Raw genomic sequence first — 21476 nt, forward strand, 5'->3', positions numbered from 1 at the left:
TATACTGTTTCTGAACCGAGTTTTTTATTACGGAAGATTTAAGTGTATGTTTACACATAAACATAGTATGGGTTCGAAGACTATCACCATCCGCGAGGAGGTTTACCAGAAGTTAAGCAGGATCAAGGAGGACAAGAGTTTTTCCGAGCTGTTGGAGGAGCTTGTTTCTGAGAAAGAAGTAGATTTGATGGGTTCTTTCGGAGCTTGGGATGAAGAAGAGGCAGAAGATGTAAGAGATAAAACCAAGAATTTCAGAGAGGATTTTGACAGTGATTTCAGTGAGAAAATGGAGTCTTGACGCCAGCTTCATGATAGAGTTTCTCTCAGGAAACGAGAAAGCAGCGAAACTTCTAGAAAACCAGGAATACGATAAACTGGTAATTCCTTCAATAGCTTTAATGGAGGTTAAATGGAGCGACAAGGATATAGGTAAGTTCGATGAACTCGAAGTGAAGGAGTTTGGCAAGGAGGAAGTGGAAGAATTGCTGGAAATAAAGGAATATCTGGAGAAAAATAGCTCGATAATCAACAAGCTTGACATCATGATTGCCGCCCAAGCAGTCACATCAAACTCAACTGTAGTAACCCGGGACAATGACTTCCAGGAACTGGAAGACTACAAAGACTTCCAACACATAAACCTTGACACAGAAAACTGAAACATGATACACTTAATCGGACTAGGACTAGACAACAAAGAAGCAACAGAAAAAGGCCTGGAAGCCATAAAATCAGCCGACAAAGCCTACGCAGAATTCTACACGAATACTGAGACAATTAATCTAGAAAGGATAGAAGAGAAAACAGATTCCAGCATCCAGAAACTTTCACGGAAAGAAGTCGAACAGGAAGACAAGATACTGGAAGAAGCAAAAGACTCAGATGTAGCGTTCCTAGTCTCTGGCGATGCATTGACCGCTACAACTCACTACGACATCAAACATCGAGCAGAAGAAAAGGAGATAGAGACGGAAGTAGTCCACGCTCCTTCAATCTTTACTTCAATCGCTGAGACTGGGTTAAATGTCTATAAGTTCGGTCGTACAGTTACCCTGCCAGAAAACGGAAAACCGGATTCCGTCATCAAATATGTTGAGAAGAACGATGAGATCGGACTGCACTCATTGATACTTCTAGATATCAACCTGGAAGCCAGCGAAGCAGCGGAAAAAATCCTGGAGATGAAACCAGAATTCTCAAAAAGAGAGGCTTTAGTACTGGAAAGAGCTAATCTGGAAACCCAAGAAATCTCCAGAATGACTCTTGAAGAAGTTTCTGAGAAAGAGTTCGGAGAACCACCTCACTGCCTGATTCTACCAGGAGAGAAAAGCCATAAGGAAGAAGAGTTTTTGACAAGATGGCGAGATTGGTAAGATTTTTATCCATTTAACACTAATTTAAAGTTATGTCGAAGCAGCGTGAGGCTTTCGAGGAGATAGAGGAAACTGTGGCAGAAGAGTTAGGTGATTCGCTTAAGAAGTTAATTCTCTTCGGAAGTGTGGCGAGGGACGAGGAGGACGGAGATAGTGACCTGGACCTATTTGTCGTTGTTGAAAATGAGAACCAGAAGCGGTGGGTAGAGCAGGAGGCGGCAGAAATAGGCGTAGAATACGGCGTAGTGGCATCAGCTATCGTAAAAACTGAAGACCAGTTTGAGAATATGAAGAACACATTATTTGGAAAGGAAGTATTGGAGACCGGAGAGACATATGTCTGAAGTTGAAAAGAATATTGAGCTGGCTGATAATGCTTTTGAAGATTTCGAAAAAGGAAGAAACGCTGGGTTAAGTATCAGAGCTTTATACAATCGACTATATTACGCTTGTTTCTATGCAGCCAGGGCAGCATTAATTTCTCAAGGAATAGAAGCTAAAACTCATTCAGGTATCGCAGACAGAGTATTTCTCGTCTTATACAAGGAGAAAAATCTGATAAGCAAAGAAACAGCAGCTACTTTATCTAGAGTGGAAACTAAGAGAAATCTATCTGACTATGAGCTTGAAATAGATGACACAGAAGAAGATCTAAAAGAGATAGAACAAAAAGCCAGAAAGTTCGTCAAGGAAATGAACAAGCTACTAGACTAGATAACCTCAAATCTTAAATTTGTTTGACTTGCATTACATGTTATGCAGAAGACTGTGCGGAATGTGGACGAAGATATTTTCGAGGAGGCTAAGAAGCTAGCTTCCGAAAAAGGCTTGAATATGGGTGAAGCAGTGAACAGAGCTTTGCTTGACTGGATCAGCAGCGAGAAAGAACCTGAACTGGACATCATGGAGTTTGAGCCTGTTGAGATGAGCGACGAAGACGAGAATCTGAGTGAAAACTACAGGGAAGAACTCTATGGATAGATACTTCTTGGATACAAGTTTTCTCATCGCATTCTTCGATTCGGGTGACGAACATCACGAGAAGTCCAGAGAATTAATGAAAGAAATAAAATCAGAAGAGCTTGTAATATCCGATCAGATATTTTCCGAAACCGTGAATACTGCTTTCTCAAAAGTCGGATACAAGACAGCAAGAGATTGCTCAAGATACCTGAGGAAATCACAGATAAAAATAATGTATCTAAACGAACCGGGATTCCAGAAAGCATGCAAACTGTTTAGAGAAAACGAGATAAGTTTTACAGATTGCAGTATAATCTCAGCCATGAATCTGCTTGGAATAGAAAAACTAGCAACATTCGACAACGACTTCGAAAAGTTTCAGAAAACAGAAATTATCCCTGAATAAGTAAATCTAAAAGCTTGTGATACACAATTACATTGTATGAATGTTGATGAAAACACTCATAGAGAAGCATTTGAGAAGTATGCATCCAGGATAATAGACCTAGATTCAGTTGAAAAAGTAATTTTATTCGGTTCTGTAGCTAGGAATAGTCACGGCATAAACTCCGATGTAGATGTTTTTGTCAAGGTGGAAGATATGTCCGAAGCAGACAAAATTGAGGAAGCAGCGTTTGAAACAGCTGCAGACAAAGGAATATCTATAACACCCATAATAAAACAATATGAGGACGAAAGCAGCCTTATGAAAGATATTAAACAAGAGGGAGTTGAGTATGTCAGAGGTTAAAGAAGAAATAGAACTAGCAGAAGAAGCTCTTAAAGACTACCAACACATGGAAAAAATGTCCTTGAGAAGAAGATACAACACGCTCTACTACGCAGTTTACCACGCAGCAAGAGCCTCACTGCTGAAAAGAGAATACAGCCCAAAAACACATTCAGGTCTCGACAGCCTGGTAAGAAACATCCTATGCAAAGATAAAGAGATACTAACAGAAGAAGAAGCAAGCAGCTTCTCAAAGCTGAAAACACGCCGTGAGCAAGCAGACTACGAGACCAGCTTCTTCGGATCAGAAGACGAACTAAAAGACCTAGAAACCAAAGCAAGAAAACTACTCACAAAACTCAAAGAATCAGTATGAACAAGACACAGGAAAAGTTGAAGGAAGAAACAGAGAAATGGCTGGAAAAACTGGATGACAGACTTGAAGGAAAAGACAAAGATGTCGAACAAATGGAAAATGTCCTAGCATATAGAGACGACACTATCCACTTCTTAGAGGAAGAGGACTATATTCGGGCCTGGGAAGCAGTCATCTACGCATGGGGAATACTGGAGACACTGGAGAGATTAGGACGATTTGAGGAAACAGAATAAAAATAGCCGACAAATAATTCAACATTATGAGAGATCCCTGGAAATTCGTAGCATTTGGACTAGCAGCAGTATCAGGATACATGTCATCAAGCATTGCTACTAGTATCGCGACTCAAAACTACGGGTTGCCAGAACTTCCAGGGAATGTACTGATTATTGCCGGCATTGGACTATTTACTGGATTCTTGATCGATGAACTGATTCCAGCATACTACGAAAAAGTCAGAGGCAGCTCAGCAGGAGCAGGAGGAGACTTCGATGCAGGAAGCGGAGGCGATGACTTTGACTTCGACTAAAAAAATCCTGCTAATAACCCTACTACTAGCTGGATTTGTTTCCACCGTTTCAGCCGACTTCTACTATGGCAGCGGAGGCATCTCTACAAGTAGCGATTACTTCACAACCCCCGAATTTAGCTCACAACAAGAAATAGCTACAGAACTAGTCGCACCATTCATATTCATCACAGTACTCCTGCACTTTGCACTAAGCAAAGCACTGAACTTCATCATGGCAGAAGATGTAGAAAAGGAGAACTACCACGCAATACCCTACGGAATACCTCTCAGAGAAAAAGAACACGGACATGACAGACTTCATCCAGATGCCAGAAAATACGCCATGATAATGTCCCTCACAATAACTGCCTCACTCGTACCAACACCATACTGGGACATAATCAGAGGAGCAATGGGATTAATAGGAATAGGAACAGCGATTGCATTTGCGACCATTATAGGGTTTGTAATTTATTTGATGGCCAAAGTACCATGAAAGTATTTTTAACTATACTAGAATAAATGCGTCAGTATGGATAATAAGAAGCGCATCTTGATGTTTCTCACATTATTTACAATTTTCACAGTAAGCGTTTCTGCACAAACTGGATTTGCGGAATCCCAAAACCCGTTAGGGGATTTCTTCCAAGTATTCAATGACCAAATTAGTTGGTATGATGGAGAGGGATTAGCACCATTTATTCTTTGGATACTTATACCTGCTCTAGGTCTATTCGCAATTTTTAACTTTGTGTACACCAAAGCCTTCGAATTCGCAGAACAAAACTTCAGCAATAATTCTGGTATTTCAAGAGATGGACTATCGGACATGGCAGATAGCATGTCTAAATTACTGGCAATTTCAACCAGCATAGTCACACTGGTATTCTGGGGGGGCCTATTAGGATGGGCAATGATTGTAGCAGGAGCCGGAGCAATAGTATGGTTTGCATGGGCAAATGCAGCTGGATTAAAAGGAACAATAGCTCCCCTACCTTTCGGAGGAGACGATGAAGATGGTGAGGGCGCCTCCTCAGATATGGTAGAAAGTCTTCAAAATGAAATTGGTTCATTGCAGGATGAAATAGGGGATCTGAGGTCAAGACTGGATGATGACAGCTCTGACGAGAATCCAGATGAATTACTAGGTGAGATTGATTTCGAAGTAAGTGAACTTGAGGATATTATAGGCAAGCTTGAAGGAATAGAATCTGACTTTGAAACCACTCTAAGTAGTGTAAAGGATGAGGAAGATTATATACTTAGAGAGATTGAGGATGAGGAAAAATCCATTCAAAAAATGCAGCAGACAGTAGAAGACACTCAAAGTGTAATCAAAGCATTAGCACAAGTAAAGAGTCAAGGTGTAAATCCTAGTGAATTTGGTTATGAAAACTACGGTAGTTTAGCCAAAGCCTTCAGTGAATCTGCGGATCAAATGAGTAACTTCGAAGGAGTACTTGAAGAAGAAATGGATATTATAGAGAGAGCAGGGAGTGTTAAAGCAGAACTTAAAGGGCTGGTTGCTGAAATATCAGAACTTGAACAGGAAGTTGAAGCTGTTGAGAGTCTTTCTGAACAACTAGAAGGGGAAGAAATTCAGGCAGAAAAAATAGCGAAGAGATACAATGATGAAGCTGATTGGGAGAAGATTAAAGAAGAGGAGGAAGAAACAGCCGCAGCCATAGAAAAAATGGAGAAAGTCTTGAAAGAAAAAGATGAAATTAAGAAACAGATTCAGGCTGAACTGAGAGAACTTGAGGAAATAAAACAAGAAAACAACGAAGAGATAAGTCAAATAAGGCAGATACTCCAAGAACTCAATGAAGAAGAACAGGAGATAGACATAATCGAAGACGAGATAGATTCTGCACAGAGTGGTGCAGGAAGGCTTAATGCTGCCACTAGAAACTATGTAGAACCCGCTCTAGAAGATCTAAGGAATACAATAGAAACTTTGGAAAGTGAGACCAGTCAGGTTTTAGAAAGATTATAAAAGAGAACAACAACAAAGTTTGAACAGGACGATATAAAATGGCAGAAGAGGCAACACAGACTGCGACCATTATGGTTCGTATGATGAACAACATTGATGTCGCTTTGATTGGAGCAGCGGCAGGCTTTGCAGTGTCAAAAATGACTGGAAGAAAGAAGCGTGGAATGGGAGGATTCTAGGTGGTTAAAAATGAATAAAGCACAGAACTTCAGAGATTTTGTTTACAAGGCAGAAAACATAATAGACGAACTCCTGATCGTGCTACTATCACTGGGAGCGATTACAGTGACAGTTTACACGATGTTCTTCACTTCCCAGAGCTACGACTTCATCGAGTTCGGGCGTATAATCTTCCCATGGCTAACAATGCTCGGACTGATGATTATCGGTCGAGAACTCTGGATAATGAACCGGAAAATAACAGCCTACCTTGAACAACAAGGTGAAGAATAAGCAGTGGCTCCAGAAGTCTCCGGATTCTCCAATATTATTTCTCTTCTAACAGGCGCAGACGCGTTCAGCCTACTATTCCCATTCATACTCGCATGGATGCTATTCCTAGCAGCAATCGAGAAAGCAGAAATATTTAAAGGAAGCGATAGCCTGAATAACGCTCCTCCAGTAATGGCTATGATACTAGCATTCTTCACCGCCAGATTCCTAGTAGCACAGCCAGCATACCAAGACTTCTTCCAGGTATTCTTCGGAAAAATAGTGATAGGACTGGCATCGATATTAGGTCTGCTAACACTGGGAGCATTCACAGGCTTTGATTACAGCGATAAAGATATCTTCAAGAAGCCTTTATTCGGCATAGCTGTATTAATGGCAGTGGCTGCCTTCATTTGGGCAGGAGGATTTGGTCCTATAGCAAGCCAGACGAATGTCGGCAGCACATTAGCAGCTATCGCTTCATACACTCTGGAAAGTGGAGCAATATGGCTCCTGGTGATAGGTGGAGCAATATGGGCTGTTATGAAGCCTGGTGGTAGCTCAGGCGGCGACACTGATACAGGAGATGATGGAGACTCAGATGGATAAAAAGTGATTAATCATGGCAGTGTTTGAGAATATACTTCAGATGATGGTGAGTTCGGGGGCATACTACATTTTTGTTTGGCTCCTTTTCGCAGGGCTTATCTATGGCATGCTTGAGAAATATGAAGTTTTAGGAGATTCCTCTGCTATCGCTGGAGTTGCTTTAGGCGGTTCTTTCCTTATCGTGCTTGGTATCGCCTTTGCTGGACCTGCCAATGCAGTGCTTCTTGATTTTGCTGGCGGTCTTGGTTTTATAGCAGTTGTCTTGTTCGGCACGGCTATCCTCTTAGGTATGAGCGGTATTGATGTCATGGATATGGGAGAGGATGGTGGCTTGGAGGGAAATATTCTGGCTGGTGCTGGATTGATTTTTGTGGCAATAGCGTTGATAGGTGCTATTGGATTTAATGTGAATCTTGAAAGTGTTTTGTCTTTAGGTAGTGGAGATGTCTATCAAGATGTGGTATTTCCTATTGCGTTCCTAATATTCTTGTTACTGGCAATTGACGCCACTACAGGCGGTGGCGGAGACTAGCTAAAATTAGAGAAGAAAAAGAGTGTTTTTACCAGTCTTTTAGTTGTTCGTCGACTTGTTCCATGTCTTGGCTTGAGATGTTGGTCTCTGTTTGTATTCCTTTTTCTTGTTTCATTTCTTGTACCAGGCTGGTTAGGTCTCTGACATTGTCGACTAGGCTTGGTAGTACTTGTTGGAATGCTTTTTCTAGTCCTCCTATCCGTGATTGGTAGGAGTCGATGTGGTCTTCCATTTCGTCTACTTTCTGTACAAATTCTTCTTGGTCTTCATCGTCCCTAACTTCTAGGTCGTGGACCCGGTTTTCTAGGTCTTCTACTGCTTCTTCTATTGTGTCGAGTTCTTCGTACATGTTTTCGAACTCTGCTTTTACTCTTTGGAAGTTCTCTGCTACTATTGTTTCGATCAGTTCTTCCACTGCTGGATCAACTGATTGTCCTTGTCTTTCGTTTTTAGTTGGTTGATTCTGTGTTGGTTGCTGCATGTTGTTTGCCGACAGTTTCTGTTGCTGTGTATTGTTTTCCTGTTTTTGAGGCTCGTCGTTGTATCCTTCGTCCATTGGACTCACTGGTTCGTCGTCGCTTTGGTATGGTGTCATTGGTTGAGGTCCATCGTCTTGAGAAGTTGCTGAACTGGTTACTGCATTGTTCACTGCATTGCTGATTTCTTGTTCTGAGTATTGTCCTTGTAGTTCGTTTTTGATCTCGTCTTCGCTGTATCCTTGTTCGAACATCTGTTCTACTGTCCTATCGAGGCTTCCACCGCCTAGATCTGAGTTTGAGTCTAGGCCTCTGTCTCCTAGACCTGGGCTACTGGTGTTGCCTCCTATTCCCTGTGTCTGGTTATCTGGGTTGCTTCCACCGTCGTCTCTGAGGCGTTCGAATAGTTTGAATTTCATTTAATTTTGAGCCTCTCTGAAGTCTTGTTCTTTTTCCAGGTTTTTTAGTTTTCTGTCTATAAGGTTTTCTACTTCGTTTTTCGACATCGCTTCCTGGTTGTTTTCTTCCAACATGTCTTGGGCTTCGCTTTTGGTTATGAAAGAACTGTTTATCGGGTTCATCAGGTCCATGTAGTTCTCCATCTCCTCAAGTTCCTGAGATGTCACGAATTTTCTTTTTTCCCTGTTGATTTCTTTGATGTCTACTTCCATATTGGCTAGTCTGTCCCTGATCTCTGACATGTCGTCTCTTAGGTCCTGCATATCGTCGGATAGGTCGCCGGTTTTATCCAGCAGTGTGTCGTCCAGTGTGTTGACCCGGGCGTTAAGGTTTCTGACTTTTTCTTCCAGGTCTCTGACTCTGCGGTTGAAGTCGTTTACCCTGTCGATTATCCTGTTTATCGTGTCGCCTTGGGCCATGATGTTTTATTTTACCTTTACTTGAATAATAATGGTAAGGGGTAGCTGATGGCTGTAAGAGACAAAAATGTTTTCGACTACGAATACGAGGAAGAAACCGGTACTGTCCGAGTAAACATGCTGGGCAGCATCTACGGAGCTTCAATAGAAGACTACCCCGAGGTCATGTCTCGTGTAATAAATATTCTTCAAGAAGTACCGGGTGCTTCATCAGTCATACTTTCAGAATCCCGTGACTACGAGTACGGGGAAGAAGAGATCAGCCTGTTAAGAGGAGTAGCAAATGCTATACAGGAAATCTCCTCAGAAGGCTATCTTTCACAGAACATCAAGACAGATAACTGCGACCAACTCTACAGCCAACATTTGCCGGAGGTTCAGCAAACTGTTTTCGACAAGATGAGGCGCGACCCTGTCGGCGCTTATGTCGAACTGCGTAGAAAAAAACGGCATATGCAGCAATCCAAAGAAGACTCAGAATATCCTCAGCAAAGCCGCTGCAGGAAATACTTCATACAAGATGTGATACAACCAGTACTGGACAGGATGGAGCAATGTGAGATAATTCAAAGAGCAACGAACTACATAACCGGGCACCATGTAGGCGACAGAGAAGTCTACAGAGAATACTTCCATCCTCTAGTTAGACCGAACTTCATGCTTACCAAGTTCATGTCTTTGCCTCCTGAGAGAGGTGAAGAGATCGACAGGTACACGGTACGGAACGATATCGAGGTTACGACCTACCGGGTACCGGATAAGACCCGTCCTGTATACCATGTAGACCCGCCAGAGTTCAACCTTCCGGAAGAGAAGTACAACCTGTTGGACGCAGCAAGGAGATTCATGGCAAGTCACGACCCCGAATCCGGAGAATTCGCCCGACCAGAAAGAATGCAGAATGTATTCCAAAACATCGGCAGGGACATGCTGAGAGACATATCCAACCAGATGAATATCCAACTAGGACAAGAAGAACTAGAAAGCCTGACAGACATACTAAACAGGTACACCTCAGGTCTAGGCGTACTAGAACTACTACTAGCAGATCCGAAAATCGAAGATGTATATGTCAACTCTCCTGTCGGCAGCAGCCCAATCTATGTCAAACACCAAGACTACGGAGAATGCGAAACCAACCTCATACCCACCAAAGAAGAAGCAGAAAGCTGGGCCACACGATTCAGAATACAAAGTGGACGCCCACTAGACGAAGCCAACCCAGTACTCGACACAGAAACAGAAGTAACAGGCGGAAGAGCAAGAGTAGCAGTAATACAAGAAAACCTTTCACCAGAAGGACTAGCATTCGCATTCAGACGCCACAGAAGCAAAGCATGGACACTACCACTCTTCATCAAAAACAACATGATATCGCCGCTCGCCGCAGGACTCCTAAGCTTCATAGTAGAAGGCAACAGAAGCGTCCTCTTCTCAGGAACAAGAGGAGCAGGAAAATCCAGCCTTCTAAGTGCCTCAATGCTCGAGATAATGAAAAACCACCGAATCGTAACCGTAGAGGACACATTGGAGATACCAGTGCCTCAGATGAAGGATTTAGGCTATAATATCGAAAGGATGAAGTCTAGATCCGTTATTACTCAAGTTGAGAATGAGATGAGTGCTGATAACGCTATCCGTACCTCTCTACGACTCGGCGATTCCGCATTGGTAATTGGAGAGGTTCGTTCGGATGAAGCTCAGGCATTGTATGAGGCTATGCGTGTCGGAGCAGTTGCTAACTTCGTAGGAGGTACTATCCACGGTGAGGATGCTTACTCAGTATTCGACCGTGTTGTAAACGACCTGGATGTGCCTAAGACCTCTTTCAAGGCGACGGACATCATAGTTTCCGTCAACAAGATTAAGTCTCCTGACGGCATGGAGACATATCGACGAGTCACAGGTATCACCGAGGTTCGTAAAGAGTGGACAGATGATCCGGTTGAGGAGAACGCGTTCGTAGACCTGATGAGATACGACAGCAGCAAGGACCGTTTAGTGCCGACAGATACATTGATCAATGGCGAATCGCTTATCCTGAACCGTATAGCAGAGAATATCAAGGAGTGGAAGAATGACTGGGATGCCGTCTGGAACAACATCCAGTTGAGGAAAGATATCAAGCAGAAGCTGGTTGAGAAAGCTGAGGAAGAAGATAGAGACGATCTGTTAGAGGCTGAGTTTGTTGTAAAGGCTAACCAGCAGTTCCATATACTTTCTGAAAAAGTTAACGAGGAGTATGGCGAGCAACAGCCAGAAAGAATAATGAACAGGTGGGAGGAATGGCTAGACCAGCAACTGTAGCAAAGCAGAGAAATATTCCCACCTCAATCCTTTTCTGGGAGGCAGCTATCACATGAATGAAGAGGAGAAAGAAGACTTACAGGATATTATAGACGATATCAACAGAGATGTTCAGAACTCCTCTGTACAACCTGAGAACAGCAGGGAAAAATATTCCAAGAGCTATCAAAAATACAAGGAAGAGGAAAAAGAATCTAAAGAAACAAGCAGGTACGAAAGATTTTGCTACAAGTCAGCTTCCATCCTCAATCTTAAAGCAGATCAGGGAACGAGAGAAAAATTAAACCCTGCAATCAAACTGGTTGGCTGGGAGATCACACCCGGAATGGTGCTTTCAGCATCCGTTATCACCGGAGGAATAGCTTTCTTCGGATGGATGATGCTGTTTATCCTGAACTCAGCTTTCGGACTGTTCCCTAACTCACTTCTCTTCATCAGCCTGATCGGAGTGATAGGCTCAGGAGTCTACATGTACTACAAACCCATCTTCGAGGCTAAGAACAAGGTAATCAGAAGCTCAGGTGAGATGATACTCTCCATACTCTACATGGTCATCTACATGCGTTCCTCACCAAACCTTGAGGGCGCAGTCCGTTTCGCAGCCCTAAACCTCGAAGGACCAATATCAGAGGACTTAAAAAGCGTTCTCTGGGATGTAGAAGTCGGCAAATTCAACCGCGTAGAAGAATCACTAGAAAACTATACCAAAGCATGGAAAGACTACAACGAAGACTACCTAGAATCCCTACAACTACTGAAAGCTGCTGTCAACGAACCAAACAACGATAGAAGAGAAGACCTACTTCAAGACTCGATCGACAGGATTTTAGACGGGACACAGGAAAAGATGAAGCACTACGCCCAAGGACTGAAGACACCAGTCATGATATTGAATGCTCTAGGCGCCTTACTCCCTGTACTAGCGATGATCATGCTGCCTCTTATCTCTGTTTTCATGGGTAGCGCAATCTCTCCCTTCCAACTCTTCCTTGCATTCAACGTCGTGCTGCCAGGAACTCTCTACTGGTTTATGCAGAAAATACTAAGCAGCAGACCGCCCACAGTCAACTCAAAGCCCAAGTCCGAGGAAGCAATGCCAGAAAGAGGAAAATACTCTCTCAATATCATGTCAAAAACAGTTAAAGTACCTTCCCGAATCATCGGCGGAGGAATATTCCTTCTAATCAGTTCATTTGGATTCCTAGGCTACCTAGCCTTCCCACACTTCTACCCTGTCCAAGAACTAGAGCAGTTAGCAGTGCCAGCCCTGTTCGGAACCTCAAACGGTTTAAGCCCATTCCCTATGCTGTTAAGAAGCCTTTCAATAACTGCAGGACTCGGCTTCGGCATAGGCGCAACAAAAATACTTGGAAATATAGAAAGAAAGAAAGCTGAGAAGGAAATAGAAAAAATCGAGAAACAGCTCCCTTCCGCACTGTTCGAGCTAGGAAACGAGATATCAGGCGGCACACCGATAGAACTAGCCTTGAAAGATGCCGCAGACTCGACATCACAGCTAGAGATTTCAAAAATGTTCAGTAAAGCCTCAGACAACATCCAGACGATGGGCATGACCTTTGAACAGGCAATATTCGACGATAGAAACGGCGCACTCAAGGAATTCCCAAGCCAAATGCTTGATACCGTGATGAGAGCAGTACTGTCCTCATCTGAGAAAGGCACAAAGATAGCGTCGATGGCGATGCTCACAGTCTCAAAATACTTAAAAAACGTGCACAAGACACAGGAGAGACTAAACGACCTGATGGAAGAATCTACAACTACTATCCAGATGCTTGCGTACATGCTCGCCCCTGTCGTCTCAGGAGTCGCAGTCGGAATGAGCCAAACCATCATCTCCGCGATGTTCAACCTCGGACAGCAGTTTGCGGATACACGCCAAAGCCTGCCATCACAAGGTTCAGGAGCAGGATTCGGAGGAATACTTGGAAACCTGCAGACAGCAATCCCTCCAGAAGTACTTCAGTTCGTGGTCGGAATCTATCTCATCCAACTGTTATTTATTCTAGGAACATTTTACACTAAGATAAAGCACGGAGAAAACAAGACGTACAAAAACATGTTCATCGGCAAAATCCTCATATCAGGCTTCATACTGTACAGCATAACAATGATCATCGTAGCACTACTATTCGGAGGAATAATATCAAATGCAACAGCATAAAGGAAGTAGATCAGAAATGAAGGCTCTAATCGGAATAATAATAGGAATGGTGTCAATAGCAATTTTCCTATCAGTATGGAGCTCTTCACCAGCGATACCATGAAAAAACGCAAAGGCGATGTTAATGGAACTAGGTTCCTCGTAGAAGTCATACTAGCAATAGCTGCACTGACACTTGCCTTATATTTTATACCTGAATGGCTGCAAAACGCAAAGGAAGCGACGCAAGGTTGCACAATACTTCAATCAGTAGTCGCAGATGCAACACAGGGCGCAATCAACTCATGCTGACACAACCATGGTAAACACACATTTCATCATCGGCATAACACTGACAATCCTAGTGACAGCCACAACGCTATCCGCATACAACTCAATAAGAATAAACACTCTCAACCCGCAAGCAGATAAACTAGATCAAGTAACCGGACACATAGGTCGCCCTGACATCAAAATATCTTCTAAGAACCAGCTGAAATCCACAGTACTGTTCAACATGCTGGCAGCAACCGACTGCAGAATATTAACAAGTTACGCCTATGCAGAACGACAAGGAGAAAATATAGATATTAAAAGCAACGCCAACCAACTGAGCGACATCAATGATACAGCCTACTACTCGGAAGGACTTAGTCCTGCATTCAAACACGGTTTTTCAGGTGAATGTGCAGGAGCCGGAGGACAAGCTTACGCAGTCGGTGAGTTAGTTGAAGAAAGCAGTAAGTCCGCAGTTGAGTCACTGCCCGGAGGGACAGCTTTAGCCAACTTAAAGAATATTATAGGAGGTGCTGACAGAGAGTTTTTAGAGGAGCCAGGAAGAGACATGGAAGGAATGTTCGGCAAAATAAAGTTCAAAATAAATAAGACAGAGGACGAAGGAAAAATCCGGATTGGAACAAACCAAAACTCAAAGTTTATAGCAATGAAAGCAATTAACCCATCAGGAAACCTGCTCAACGACCAAGATTCAAGGATACCGGACTTCTTACTTGGTGAAAAAACTTCAGCATTTATCCCAGCAGGCGTGAGTTTAAACCAGTACTCAGAGATGAACAACGAGTGCCCGGATGGAAGCGGTTATGTTGAAAAACTTAAAGCCGTTACCAGCCCTAAAAAAGCAGTTCTGGAACTTTTGGACACCAGTTTTGATTATATAGAAGGCAATTATCCATGTGAAGCACAGGATAAGGTTCTGATAGACTTGGTAAACAACCCTACCAAGATCCATGATGGTGAGGACCTGACTAATCCAGGAATTGATAGCCTTTACTCTTCAAGAGTTCGAATAGACACAGGAGAAACTAGAAGAATTATTGTGGAAGATGCTGGAGAGTTTAAGTACGAAACAGGAGGCAACCAGTACAGATCTTTCCTTAATCAGGCGAAATGGTACTTATGTGAAGGTGATGAGGGCTACATTCAGAGCAATGCAGGAACATACGATAACACTGGTGAGGCAGGTTCAGAGAATTTTGTAAGAGAGGATAGAGTATATCCCTTGATAAAACTCACTGAATCTACAAACTGTCTTGATAGAGGCGGTCCTGACGCACCAACCACCAATTTCGGAGTGTATTCGACGTCAGAAGTACATCAGAAAGTAAGCTGCAGTGTTGAGGAGAGCATCGCAAAAGAGAAGAAGTTTACAGCCAGTATCCACGACACCAGCACAGATTATTACTGTGGTTTGGTACCTCAGACTTTCCGTTTTGATGATTACAGTGGCGAAGTCGACTATTACAGAACCGGTTTGTTCGCCGAGCAAGATATGTGTCCGGAGTCCGGAATGCGGAAGAATATGCTGGATGAAGAAATACTCGAATTACAGGCGGAAGAGTACTCTTACGACTGGAAGGGAGATAGACCTCGGAGCAGCTATGCATTCCTGGACAACGGAGACCTCAAGATGAGAGGAAACCACCAAGGAGGCGTACTAGGTTCAGATGGGAACGCAACTGCAGAATGGAATGTCAAAGATTACGATAACTTTGCTCTCACAGGAGTTATAGACATCCTAAACCAAGGAAGCGAATTTACAGACACAAATACCAAGGAATCAAACGGACAGCTGAAATTCAAAGTGAATAATGAAACAGTTATGGAGTACAAGAAGAGAAAAGGAGTATCAGGAATCTATTCAAGAGGAGAACTTAAGGCTGAGATCTCGGACGAATACGACGAGACAGAACTCAATTTTGTCATAAGAGAGAGCGGTACTATGACGCTAACCATGGTAGATGCAGGCAAACAAGTGCAAAGTTCATTTGACGCAACCAGAAACTTCCACGAAGACCATCCAACAAACATAAAGATAGTGGTCAAAGGCGAAAAAGGAGGAGATAACTATAGACTCCCTATACAAATGGAAAAAGCAATCCTAAAGAACTCTAAACCAGCAGGGTGTGAATAATTAACAACTACATCAACAGAATAGCGGACGAAATCAGCTTGCAGACCAAAAAAGGATTCAACAGGATACCATTCGTAGTTGCCGGGTTTATTCTAGCTATTATGATAGTTGCCGCGTATTTCAGCGGTTTTGATAACGTTCTTACCTCGGTCCTAGGCGGATTTAATGAAACTGCTAACTCCCACACCGTGCCGAACCCTTGACCACAGATAGTTTATTGATTTAAACGAAGAGTTGTTAATGTAGTATTAATGGATATTGCGATCAAACTGGGTTTAAGTTTTATCGTATTCATGTTGCTAGCCGCCATATTAGGAAGTATGCTTAACTTCGGGCAAAACCAGGTTTTAGGATTTGTTAACGGACTGTTATCCTTATGAACGGACAGGTAGCATTGGCAGTAGCATTCATAGTTGCTCTAGGCCTCATTGCCACAGGTTACAGCATCAATAGCGGAGGAATCGACATTTTTGAGAAAGGCTTCCTTGGGGATAGCGGTCTCCTTGATTCGGTAAACGACACAGGAGAAGAAAGTATTATCCAAAAGCCAAACCTATCAAACAAAAATGTGGAGCAAGGAGGTCAATCATGAAGGGTTTAGCCAGCATTGTAACCATATTACTGATGTTTGCAACAATTTCATCCTCAGGCATTGTAGTATTCAACGAAATATCGACTAACGTGCTTAATTCCGTATCTGAACTTAACGGACCAGTACAAAAACTAGTATCCGACATTAACGAAGTCTGCAACCATAACAAAGACAACAAGGATGGAAGTAGGCGTGTAACCGGAAGCTTTAGACAACAAGATACTACTTTAGATATCACAGGAGCCCAACTCGAAATAAGCGGAGATGATGAGCCTAAGACCACGGAATTAGACTGCGAAATATCCGAAGACGTTGAAGGATGGCACGGCGGAAGATACGAGATAAGAACAGCCGGACCACAAGACCAGATGTTTAAATTCAACACCAGATAACAGAAAAAAGAGAATAACATATATGAGGAACAAAGGTGCAATTGCTACACTTTCAATGCTAATACTCTCCTCAATACTCTCAGTAACAATAGCAGGAGTAGGCATTGACAGAATAAACACTCTTGAACAAACAATAAGAGCCGAAACTATAGATATCCCTGCCAACAGAATACAAAACAATCTTATAATGGTTAGCTCACTGAAAGAAGGAAGTATAGAAATGGAGTTTACATCAGAATATAATATAACTCGCGAAGATGACAAAACATACATAGCTTACGAGAGAGACAAACTTGAACTATCTAAAGGCAAGAAAACTTTCAAGAGCAGGATAAATGAAACAGAAAAATTCTCTGCAGAGACAGGGAAGGACGACAAAGTTTGCATAATGAAACAGAAAAACTCTATCCCTAAAATTACGCCAGGAGAGTGTGAAGAATGGAACTTAATCCAATAGATTCTTCACATATGCTCATAGCTACAATTTTCCTACTCACCCTAGTAACAATACACTACCAATTCTCGTTAAATAATATTGAGGGCTTAGGAGAAGTTACAACCCAATGGACACGAGGAGAAGGTTTAAAATCTGCCACAATGTTTAAAATATCAAACCAGGATGGCGAACTTGGAAGCATCTCCAAAGAAGACGCCTGCAGCTTAAATATAGGGAAAGAACTAGCTGCAGAGTACGATAAAAACAGTTGCGGAAACTCCCTAGTATCCAACCCTGTACACGGATCCACGATCAGAATTTCAGAAGACAAAAAATCTACTTTATCAGCTTTCTGGGTGAGCGGTGCAAAATGAAGAAAACAAAAGGATTTGTTTCACTAGCCCTAAGCATATACGTGCTCGTTTTCATCCTTCTCATGGCTACTCACTACCTCCAAAACCAGTCTGTATCAGCAGAGCTCTACGCAACAACAGATTTCGACAAAGAGCAGTTTGAAACAAACTTGGCAACTGCAGCACTACTTAACGAAACCACAAAACAGTACATCATAGAAGAAAAAGAGGATAAGATATCCCACATATTAGCTGAGATGTCAACTATAGACTTCAGATTCCAAATAAAATCAAATAACGGGATGAACATCGGAAGAATAACCGATACAGCAGGCTCGACAACAGTAACAATCGGCTCCCCATCAGAAGAACCATTAGAAGTAACTATGACACAAGGTGAAAAAGCAAATGAATAAAGGACTAGTAACAGTAATTATACCCATATTCACAGTAGTATTCATAGGTTCGGGAACGCTCTACAGCTCAGTTATGATAACAGACTCATTCAAGGAGACAATAGAGTACAACACCGGAGACCCAGCAAAGATGTCGGAAACCAAGCTCAAGGCAGACCTATATCCCGAAAAAATGCGGAAAGAGCTCAATTTTTCCATAAACAAGAAAGTAACAGATAACGATAGAACAGATATAACTGGGAGAGACAATTTGATACAGAAGCATAAGTCCGAGGTTCTATCACATGTAAAAACACAGAACAGAGTTGAAGACTGCGGCAAGCCTCCAATTAATAGTTTAAATCTGAATAATGATGTTTACAGCCTAGTTTTTGAGGAAGAGTTTATTGACTGTTCTTCTTCCTCGGCTGAAGTACAGATACCATTTGATGCTTCGAATATACGTGTAGACAAGTCCAGAACACACTACATAGATATGCTGATACACTCAACCAGCGTAAGAGATAATTTTATTGAGAAACTGCCGGACAAGCAACCAGAGTACAGTGGAGATAGCGGGGGAAACTCCTGCCCCGAAGACCTAGATGATGAGAAAGAGGACGCACGTGAAGACGCTGAAAACAAATACGAAAACTCAGATCTAGCTGACAAACACTCAGACGCATTAGAGGCAGCATCACTACCGCCAGAACCTGTTGAAGCAGATAGCAGCCAGGATGCGGATAAATCTTTCAGCACAACCCTCAAAGACGAGGAAACCTGCAGATACAGAGACGGATGCAACAGCAGAGATAAAGACGGACGCTGCATCGAACCAGACTACTCCACAGGCAGAACATACGACGTATCAGCCACCCTTACAATCGAAGGCATAGATGGAAACTTCAAATTTGAGAACGAAGAAGTAGACCTGCTAACCGATGTGGACGAAAACGGGGACCTCCAGTACAAAAACCCTATCTACAGATTCCAAGCATCAAAAACCTACTAAGAAAACAAGTTTATCAATATTGACTCCAAACCTAAGATAGGTGACACAGTAGTATGCCACAGGAAGATGACAATACAGTATATGTCGGTTCTAAACCAGCAATGAGCTATGTACTTGCAGTAGTAACCCAGTTCGACGAAGGACACGAACAAGTACATGTAAAAGCACGGGGAAAAGCAATCAGCCGAGCAGTAGATGTCGCAGAAATAGTAAAAAGCCGGTTCATCGAAGAAGCAACAGTAGAAGACATCAGCATCGGCACAGACCAAATCGAAACAGATGAAGGAGACGAAATCAATGTCTCAAGCATCCAAGTAGACCTAAGCCAATAAAACCCAAACTCCACATTTTCTCACTCTTCTTTTTGCTTAAACTGACATGTTTTTTATACCGGTGAAACAAAATAACCGGTATGAATAAGGAGAAAGGTCTATCACAGGTACTAGTCCTAATTGTAGCAGCCGCCGTACTAATGATGGTCGGACTAATGCTTGTGCAGATATTCTCAGGCAACATAAATGATACGAATCAAGGAGTAAAGCTTTCTGCATGCCAACAAAACGTCAATCAGATCTGCAGCAACCCTCCAGACGACAATCCCTCAGCGCCAGCCACATGCAACGGCTTTGATGGCGATGACGTAGAAGGACTATCTGACGACGGAGAGGAAGTAGTCTGCAGCGATACGTGAGGAAGCATGGACATAAGCATTGAGGCAGTTGTCGTCCTGATGGTATCAGCAATTGTAGCATTCATAGTCATCGGGATGGCTACGAGCGAAAGCGACAGCTTCAAAGGATTTCTTGGAAGCCAGACGGATGCTGCAAGCTGTGAACTAGGATACTCACAGTACAAATCAAGAGTAGACTGCGACGCACAAGCCGGAGACGGCACAGACTTCGAACAGAAAGATAAATGGGAAAAATGCAATGCAGCAGACTCCCAAGACGGATGGTACGCAAGATACTGTGGAGACTCAAACACAGAACAATCCTCAACCAACACAGAAGAATGCAACCTACCAAGACAAATGATCAACGGAGAGTGTCAGAGCCCCAGCTAGTCAAACAAAAAACTCTCAACAAGACCACGAACATCTGCAATACTCTGACCCTCAACCTCAACAGAACCTACTCCCACCAACGGAACCAGATTCAAACTGTGTGAAGTATTAGGCGAGTCCTCTGAACCCATGTCCTCACAGTTCCCGTGATCAGCAGTAACCAACATATTAAATTCAGATTCTTCTACTGTGTCTACTAACCGTCCGATTTGTTCATCTACTGTTTCCACAGCAGTTATAGTTGCCTCCAAATCACCTGTATGACCTACCAGATCACAGTTTGCATAGTTCAGTAGGATGAAATCATAATCTTCGTTTTCAATAGCTTCAATCACTGTATCTGTTATTTCCTCAGCATGCATCCCCGGTTTTTTATCGTAGGACTTGATCTTGTCGCTTTCAACGAACTTTCTGTCCTCATGTTCGAATTCTAGCTCTCTTTGACCATTGAAGAAGTATGTTACATGCGGTTTCTTCTGGCTTTCCGCTACCCGGAGCTGTGAAAGACCTGCTTCCTCGATTTTCTCGCCTAAAGTGTTTTCCACTACCTGTTTCTCAAACAGAACAGGATTGTCGAAGTCTTTCCTGTATGAGAACATGGAGACAAAGTTAGGTTTTACAGGATTCTCAAATTGTCCAAAACCAGGTTTTAGCAAAGATTCTACTATCTGTCTTTCACGATCTGCTCTGAAGTTGTAGAAGATTAACTGATCGTCGTCTTTCATTCCTTTGTAGTTTTCATCGACAGATGGTTGGATAAAGTAGTCGTAGTCTCCGTCATCGTATGTTTTCTGTACTGCTTCTCTTGGGTCTGAGAAATGGAATCCTTCTGCTTCTGCCATTGCCTGGTATGCTTTGTGTGTTCTTTCCCAGTTGTGGTCTCTGTCCATGCTGTAGTAGCGTCCCATTAAAGTAGCAATTTCACCTGTGTATTCTTCTGTCCATTCTTCGATCTGAGATATGAACTTTTCTGCTGATTTGGGTGCTACATCTCTTCCATCTGTAAAGCAGTGAACTTTGACTTCTACATCGTAGTTTGAGGCGATTTCCAGCAATGCTTTGAGATGGTCTATGTGACCGTGAATTCCGCCGTCTGATATTATCCCTGCTAAATGAACTGTAGTATTTTCTTGTTCTGCTGTTTCCAGCGCGTTTTTCAGCGCTTCTTTTTCTTTGAGTTCGTTGTTTTCTATTGACTGGTTGATTCTTGTGAGTCTCTGCGGTATCTTTCGTCCTGCTCCTAGGTGTAGATGACCAACCTCTGAGTTACCTGTGTATCCTTCGGGAAGTCCTACTGCCGGTCCGGATGCGTCTAGTTTGGCGAACCCGTTGCGAGCCATTAGTTTCCCGAGATTGGGTGTGCTGGCTTGTTTGAATGCGTTTCCTTCGGTTTCTTCTCTTAGTCCGACGCCATCCATGACTACTAGGAGTACCGGTTCCATACAGAGTTTT

General features: G+C 42.8%; 33 protein-coding genes. 30 read left to right on the plus strand and 3 right to left on the minus strand.

Features of this window, described 5'->3' with window-relative positions:
• Nucleotides 1–67 precede the first annotated feature (67 nt).
• Genes LC1Nh_RS04670 through LC1Nh_RS04750 form a run of 17 tightly spaced genes read left to right on the plus strand, consistent with a single transcriptional unit; the run spans nt 68 to nt 7525 of the window.
• Entirely contained in the window at nt 68–298 is a 231-nt protein-coding gene (locus LC1Nh_RS04670; protein ID WP_153550547.1) for an antitoxin VapB family protein, read from the plus strand.
• A complete protein-coding gene (locus LC1Nh_RS04675; RefSeq protein ID WP_153550548.1) occupies nt 270–659 on the plus strand; it encodes a PIN domain-containing protein in 390 nt (129 codons plus the stop codon). Before LC1Nh_RS04670 ends, LC1Nh_RS04675 begins: the two co-directional genes overlap by 29 nt.
• 3 nt (nt 660–662) lie before the next feature.
• A complete protein-coding gene (gene dph5 / locus LC1Nh_RS04680; protein ID WP_153550549.1) occupies nt 663–1373 on the plus strand; it encodes a diphthine synthase in 711 nt (236 codons plus the stop codon).
• A gap of 32 nt (nt 1374–1405) precedes the next feature.
• Nucleotides 1406–1717 (plus strand): nucleotidyltransferase domain-containing protein, encoded by a 312-nt coding sequence (locus LC1Nh_RS04685; RefSeq protein ID WP_153550550.1) that lies wholly within the window; start codon nt 1406–1408, stop codon nt 1715–1717.
• Nucleotides 1710–2087, plus strand: a complete 378-nt coding sequence (locus tag LC1Nh_RS04690; protein WP_153550551.1) for a HEPN domain-containing protein — start codon at nt 1710–1712, stop codon at nt 2085–2087. Before LC1Nh_RS04685 ends, LC1Nh_RS04690 begins: the two co-directional genes overlap by 8 nt.
• Before the next feature lie 42 nt (nt 2088–2129).
• Nucleotides 2130–2354, plus strand: coding sequence for a hypothetical protein (locus LC1Nh_RS04695; protein ID WP_153550552.1), 225 nt, complete (start codon nt 2130–2132; stop codon nt 2352–2354).
• Entirely contained in the window at nt 2347–2742 is a 396-nt protein-coding gene (locus tag LC1Nh_RS04700; RefSeq protein WP_153550553.1) for a type II toxin-antitoxin system VapC family toxin, read from the plus strand. Before LC1Nh_RS04695 ends, LC1Nh_RS04700 begins: the two co-directional genes overlap by 8 nt.
• Before the next feature lie 36 nt (nt 2743–2778).
• On the plus strand, nt 2779–3087 hold the full coding sequence (locus LC1Nh_RS04705) for a nucleotidyltransferase domain-containing protein (RefSeq protein ID WP_153550554.1): 309 nt from the start codon (nt 2779–2781) through the stop codon (nt 3085–3087).
• Nucleotides 3074–3442, plus strand: a complete 369-nt coding sequence (locus LC1Nh_RS04710) for a HEPN domain-containing protein (RefSeq protein WP_153550555.1) — start codon at nt 3074–3076, stop codon at nt 3440–3442. Before LC1Nh_RS04705 ends, LC1Nh_RS04710 begins: the two co-directional genes overlap by 14 nt.
• Complete coding sequence (locus tag LC1Nh_RS04715; RefSeq protein WP_153550556.1) at nt 3439–3678, plus strand: DUF357 domain-containing protein; 240 nt, start codon at nt 3439–3441, stop codon at nt 3676–3678. Before LC1Nh_RS04710 ends, LC1Nh_RS04715 begins: the two co-directional genes overlap by 4 nt.
• 26 nt (nt 3679–3704) lie before the next feature.
• A complete protein-coding gene (locus tag LC1Nh_RS04720; protein WP_153550557.1) occupies nt 3705–3974 on the plus strand; it encodes a hypothetical protein in 270 nt (89 codons plus the stop codon).
• The gene (locus tag LC1Nh_RS04725) at nt 3937–4452 is read left to right on the plus strand and encodes a hypothetical protein (RefSeq protein WP_153550558.1); all 516 of its coding nucleotides are present in this window, start codon (nt 3937–3939) and stop codon (nt 4450–4452) included. Before LC1Nh_RS04720 ends, LC1Nh_RS04725 begins: the two co-directional genes overlap by 38 nt.
• A gap of 36 nt (nt 4453–4488) precedes the next feature.
• Nucleotides 4489–5952, plus strand: a complete 1464-nt coding sequence (locus LC1Nh_RS04730; RefSeq protein WP_153550559.1) for a coiled-coil domain-containing protein — start codon at nt 4489–4491, stop codon at nt 5950–5952.
• 38 nt (nt 5953–5990) lie between these two features.
• Nucleotides 5991–6131 carry a hypothetical protein gene (locus LC1Nh_RS04735; RefSeq protein WP_153550560.1) on the plus strand — a complete coding sequence of 47 codons (141 nt, stop codon included), beginning with the start codon at nt 5991–5993 and terminating at the stop codon, nt 6129–6131.
• A gap of 10 nt (nt 6132–6141) precedes the next feature.
• On the plus strand, nt 6142–6405 hold the full coding sequence (locus tag LC1Nh_RS04740; RefSeq protein WP_153550561.1) for a hypothetical protein: 264 nt from the start codon (nt 6142–6144) through the stop codon (nt 6403–6405).
• Between the two features lie 3 nt (nt 6406–6408).
• On the plus strand, nt 6409–6993 hold the full coding sequence (locus LC1Nh_RS04745) for a hypothetical protein (protein WP_153550562.1): 585 nt from the start codon (nt 6409–6411) through the stop codon (nt 6991–6993).
• Between the two features lie 13 nt (nt 6994–7006).
• Nucleotides 7007–7525 (plus strand): V-type ATP synthase subunit I domain-containing protein, encoded by a 519-nt coding sequence (locus LC1Nh_RS04750; protein ID WP_153550563.1) that lies wholly within the window; start codon nt 7007–7009, stop codon nt 7523–7525.
• A 28-nt stretch (nt 7526–7553) separates the two neighbouring features.
• On the opposite strand, the gene LC1Nh_RS04755 is transcribed toward LC1Nh_RS04750, so the two are convergent.
• Both LC1Nh_RS04755 and LC1Nh_RS04760 read right to left on the minus strand, forming a co-directional pair.
• Nucleotides 7554–8420: a hypothetical protein gene (locus tag LC1Nh_RS04755; protein ID WP_153550564.1), complete on the minus strand. Its 867-nt coding sequence runs from the start codon at nt 8418–8420 to the stop codon at nt 7554–7556.
• Entirely contained in the window at nt 8421–8879 is a 459-nt protein-coding gene (locus LC1Nh_RS04760; protein WP_153550565.1) for a hypothetical protein, read from the minus strand. It lies immediately after the preceding gene.
• Nucleotides 8880–8927: 48 nt separating this feature from the next.
• On the opposite strand from LC1Nh_RS04760, the gene LC1Nh_RS04765 reads away from it, so the two are divergent.
• The 13 genes from LC1Nh_RS04765 to LC1Nh_RS04825 all read left to right on the plus strand — a co-directional run bounded on the left by LC1Nh_RS04765 (nt 8928) and on the right by LC1Nh_RS04825 (nt 20024).
• On the plus strand, nt 8928–11186 hold the full coding sequence (locus LC1Nh_RS04765; protein ID WP_153550566.1) for a type II/IV secretion system ATPase subunit: 2259 nt from the start codon (nt 8928–8930) through the stop codon (nt 11184–11186).
• A 52-nt stretch (nt 11187–11238) separates the two neighbouring features.
• Nucleotides 11239–13371, plus strand: a complete 2133-nt coding sequence (locus LC1Nh_RS04770; protein WP_153550567.1) for a type II secretion system F family protein — start codon at nt 11239–11241, stop codon at nt 13369–13371.
• Nucleotides 13372–13470: 99 nt separating this feature from the next.
• Nucleotides 13471–13662, plus strand: coding sequence for a hypothetical protein (locus LC1Nh_RS04775; RefSeq protein WP_153550568.1), 192 nt, complete (start codon nt 13471–13473; stop codon nt 13660–13662).
• Nucleotides 13663–13669: 7 nt separating this feature from the next.
• Complete coding sequence (locus LC1Nh_RS04780) at nt 13670–15781, plus strand: hypothetical protein (protein WP_153550569.1); 2112 nt, start codon at nt 13670–13672, stop codon at nt 15779–15781.
• Nucleotides 15782–16157: 376 nt separating this feature from the next.
• Nucleotides 16158–16373 (plus strand): hypothetical protein, encoded by a 216-nt coding sequence (locus tag LC1Nh_RS04785; protein ID WP_153550570.1) that lies wholly within the window; start codon nt 16158–16160, stop codon nt 16371–16373.
• 32 nt (nt 16374–16405) lie between these two features.
• Nucleotides 16406–16765 carry a hypothetical protein gene (locus LC1Nh_RS04790; RefSeq protein WP_217907022.1) on the plus strand — a complete coding sequence of 120 codons (360 nt, stop codon included), beginning with the start codon at nt 16406–16408 and terminating at the stop codon, nt 16763–16765.
• A 22-nt stretch (nt 16766–16787) separates the two neighbouring features.
• Nucleotides 16788–17222: a hypothetical protein gene (locus LC1Nh_RS04795; RefSeq protein WP_153550572.1), complete on the plus strand. Its 435-nt coding sequence runs from the start codon at nt 16788–16790 to the stop codon at nt 17220–17222.
• Entirely contained in the window at nt 17204–17575 is a 372-nt protein-coding gene (locus LC1Nh_RS04800) for a hypothetical protein (RefSeq protein ID WP_153550573.1), read from the plus strand. Before LC1Nh_RS04795 ends, LC1Nh_RS04800 begins: the two co-directional genes overlap by 19 nt.
• Nucleotides 17572–17970 (plus strand): hypothetical protein, encoded by a 399-nt coding sequence (locus LC1Nh_RS04805; protein ID WP_153550574.1) that lies wholly within the window; start codon nt 17572–17574, stop codon nt 17968–17970. The genes LC1Nh_RS04800 and LC1Nh_RS04805 overlap by 4 nt, the downstream gene beginning before the upstream one ends.
• Complete coding sequence (locus LC1Nh_RS04810; RefSeq protein WP_153550575.1) at nt 17963–18961, plus strand: hypothetical protein; 999 nt, start codon at nt 17963–17965, stop codon at nt 18959–18961. Before LC1Nh_RS04805 ends, LC1Nh_RS04810 begins: the two co-directional genes overlap by 8 nt.
• Nucleotides 18962–19014: 53 nt before the next feature.
• A complete protein-coding gene (gene albA / locus LC1Nh_RS04815) occupies nt 19015–19293 on the plus strand; it encodes a DNA-binding protein Alba (RefSeq protein ID WP_153550576.1) in 279 nt (92 codons plus the stop codon).
• A gap of 80 nt (nt 19294–19373) precedes the next feature.
• Complete coding sequence (locus LC1Nh_RS04820; protein WP_153550577.1) at nt 19374–19652, plus strand: hypothetical protein; 279 nt, start codon at nt 19374–19376, stop codon at nt 19650–19652.
• A 6-nt stretch (nt 19653–19658) separates the two neighbouring features.
• Nucleotides 19659–20024 (plus strand): hypothetical protein, encoded by a 366-nt coding sequence (locus LC1Nh_RS04825; protein WP_153550578.1) that lies wholly within the window; start codon nt 19659–19661, stop codon nt 20022–20024.
• On the opposite strand, the gene gpmI is transcribed toward LC1Nh_RS04825, so the two are convergent.
• Nucleotides 20021–21466, minus strand: coding sequence for a 2,3-bisphosphoglycerate-independent phosphoglycerate mutase (gene gpmI, locus LC1Nh_RS04830; protein WP_153550579.1), 1446 nt, complete (start codon nt 21464–21466; stop codon nt 20021–20023). The genes LC1Nh_RS04825 and gpmI overlap by 4 nt on opposite strands.
• Nucleotides 21467–21476: the final 10 nt, after the last annotated feature.

It is taken from the genome of Candidatus Nanohalobium constans (assembly GCF_009617975.1).
GTDB classification, from domain to species: Archaea; Nanohalarchaeota; Nanosalinia; order Nanosalinales; family Nanosalinaceae; genus Nanohalobium; species Nanohalobium constans.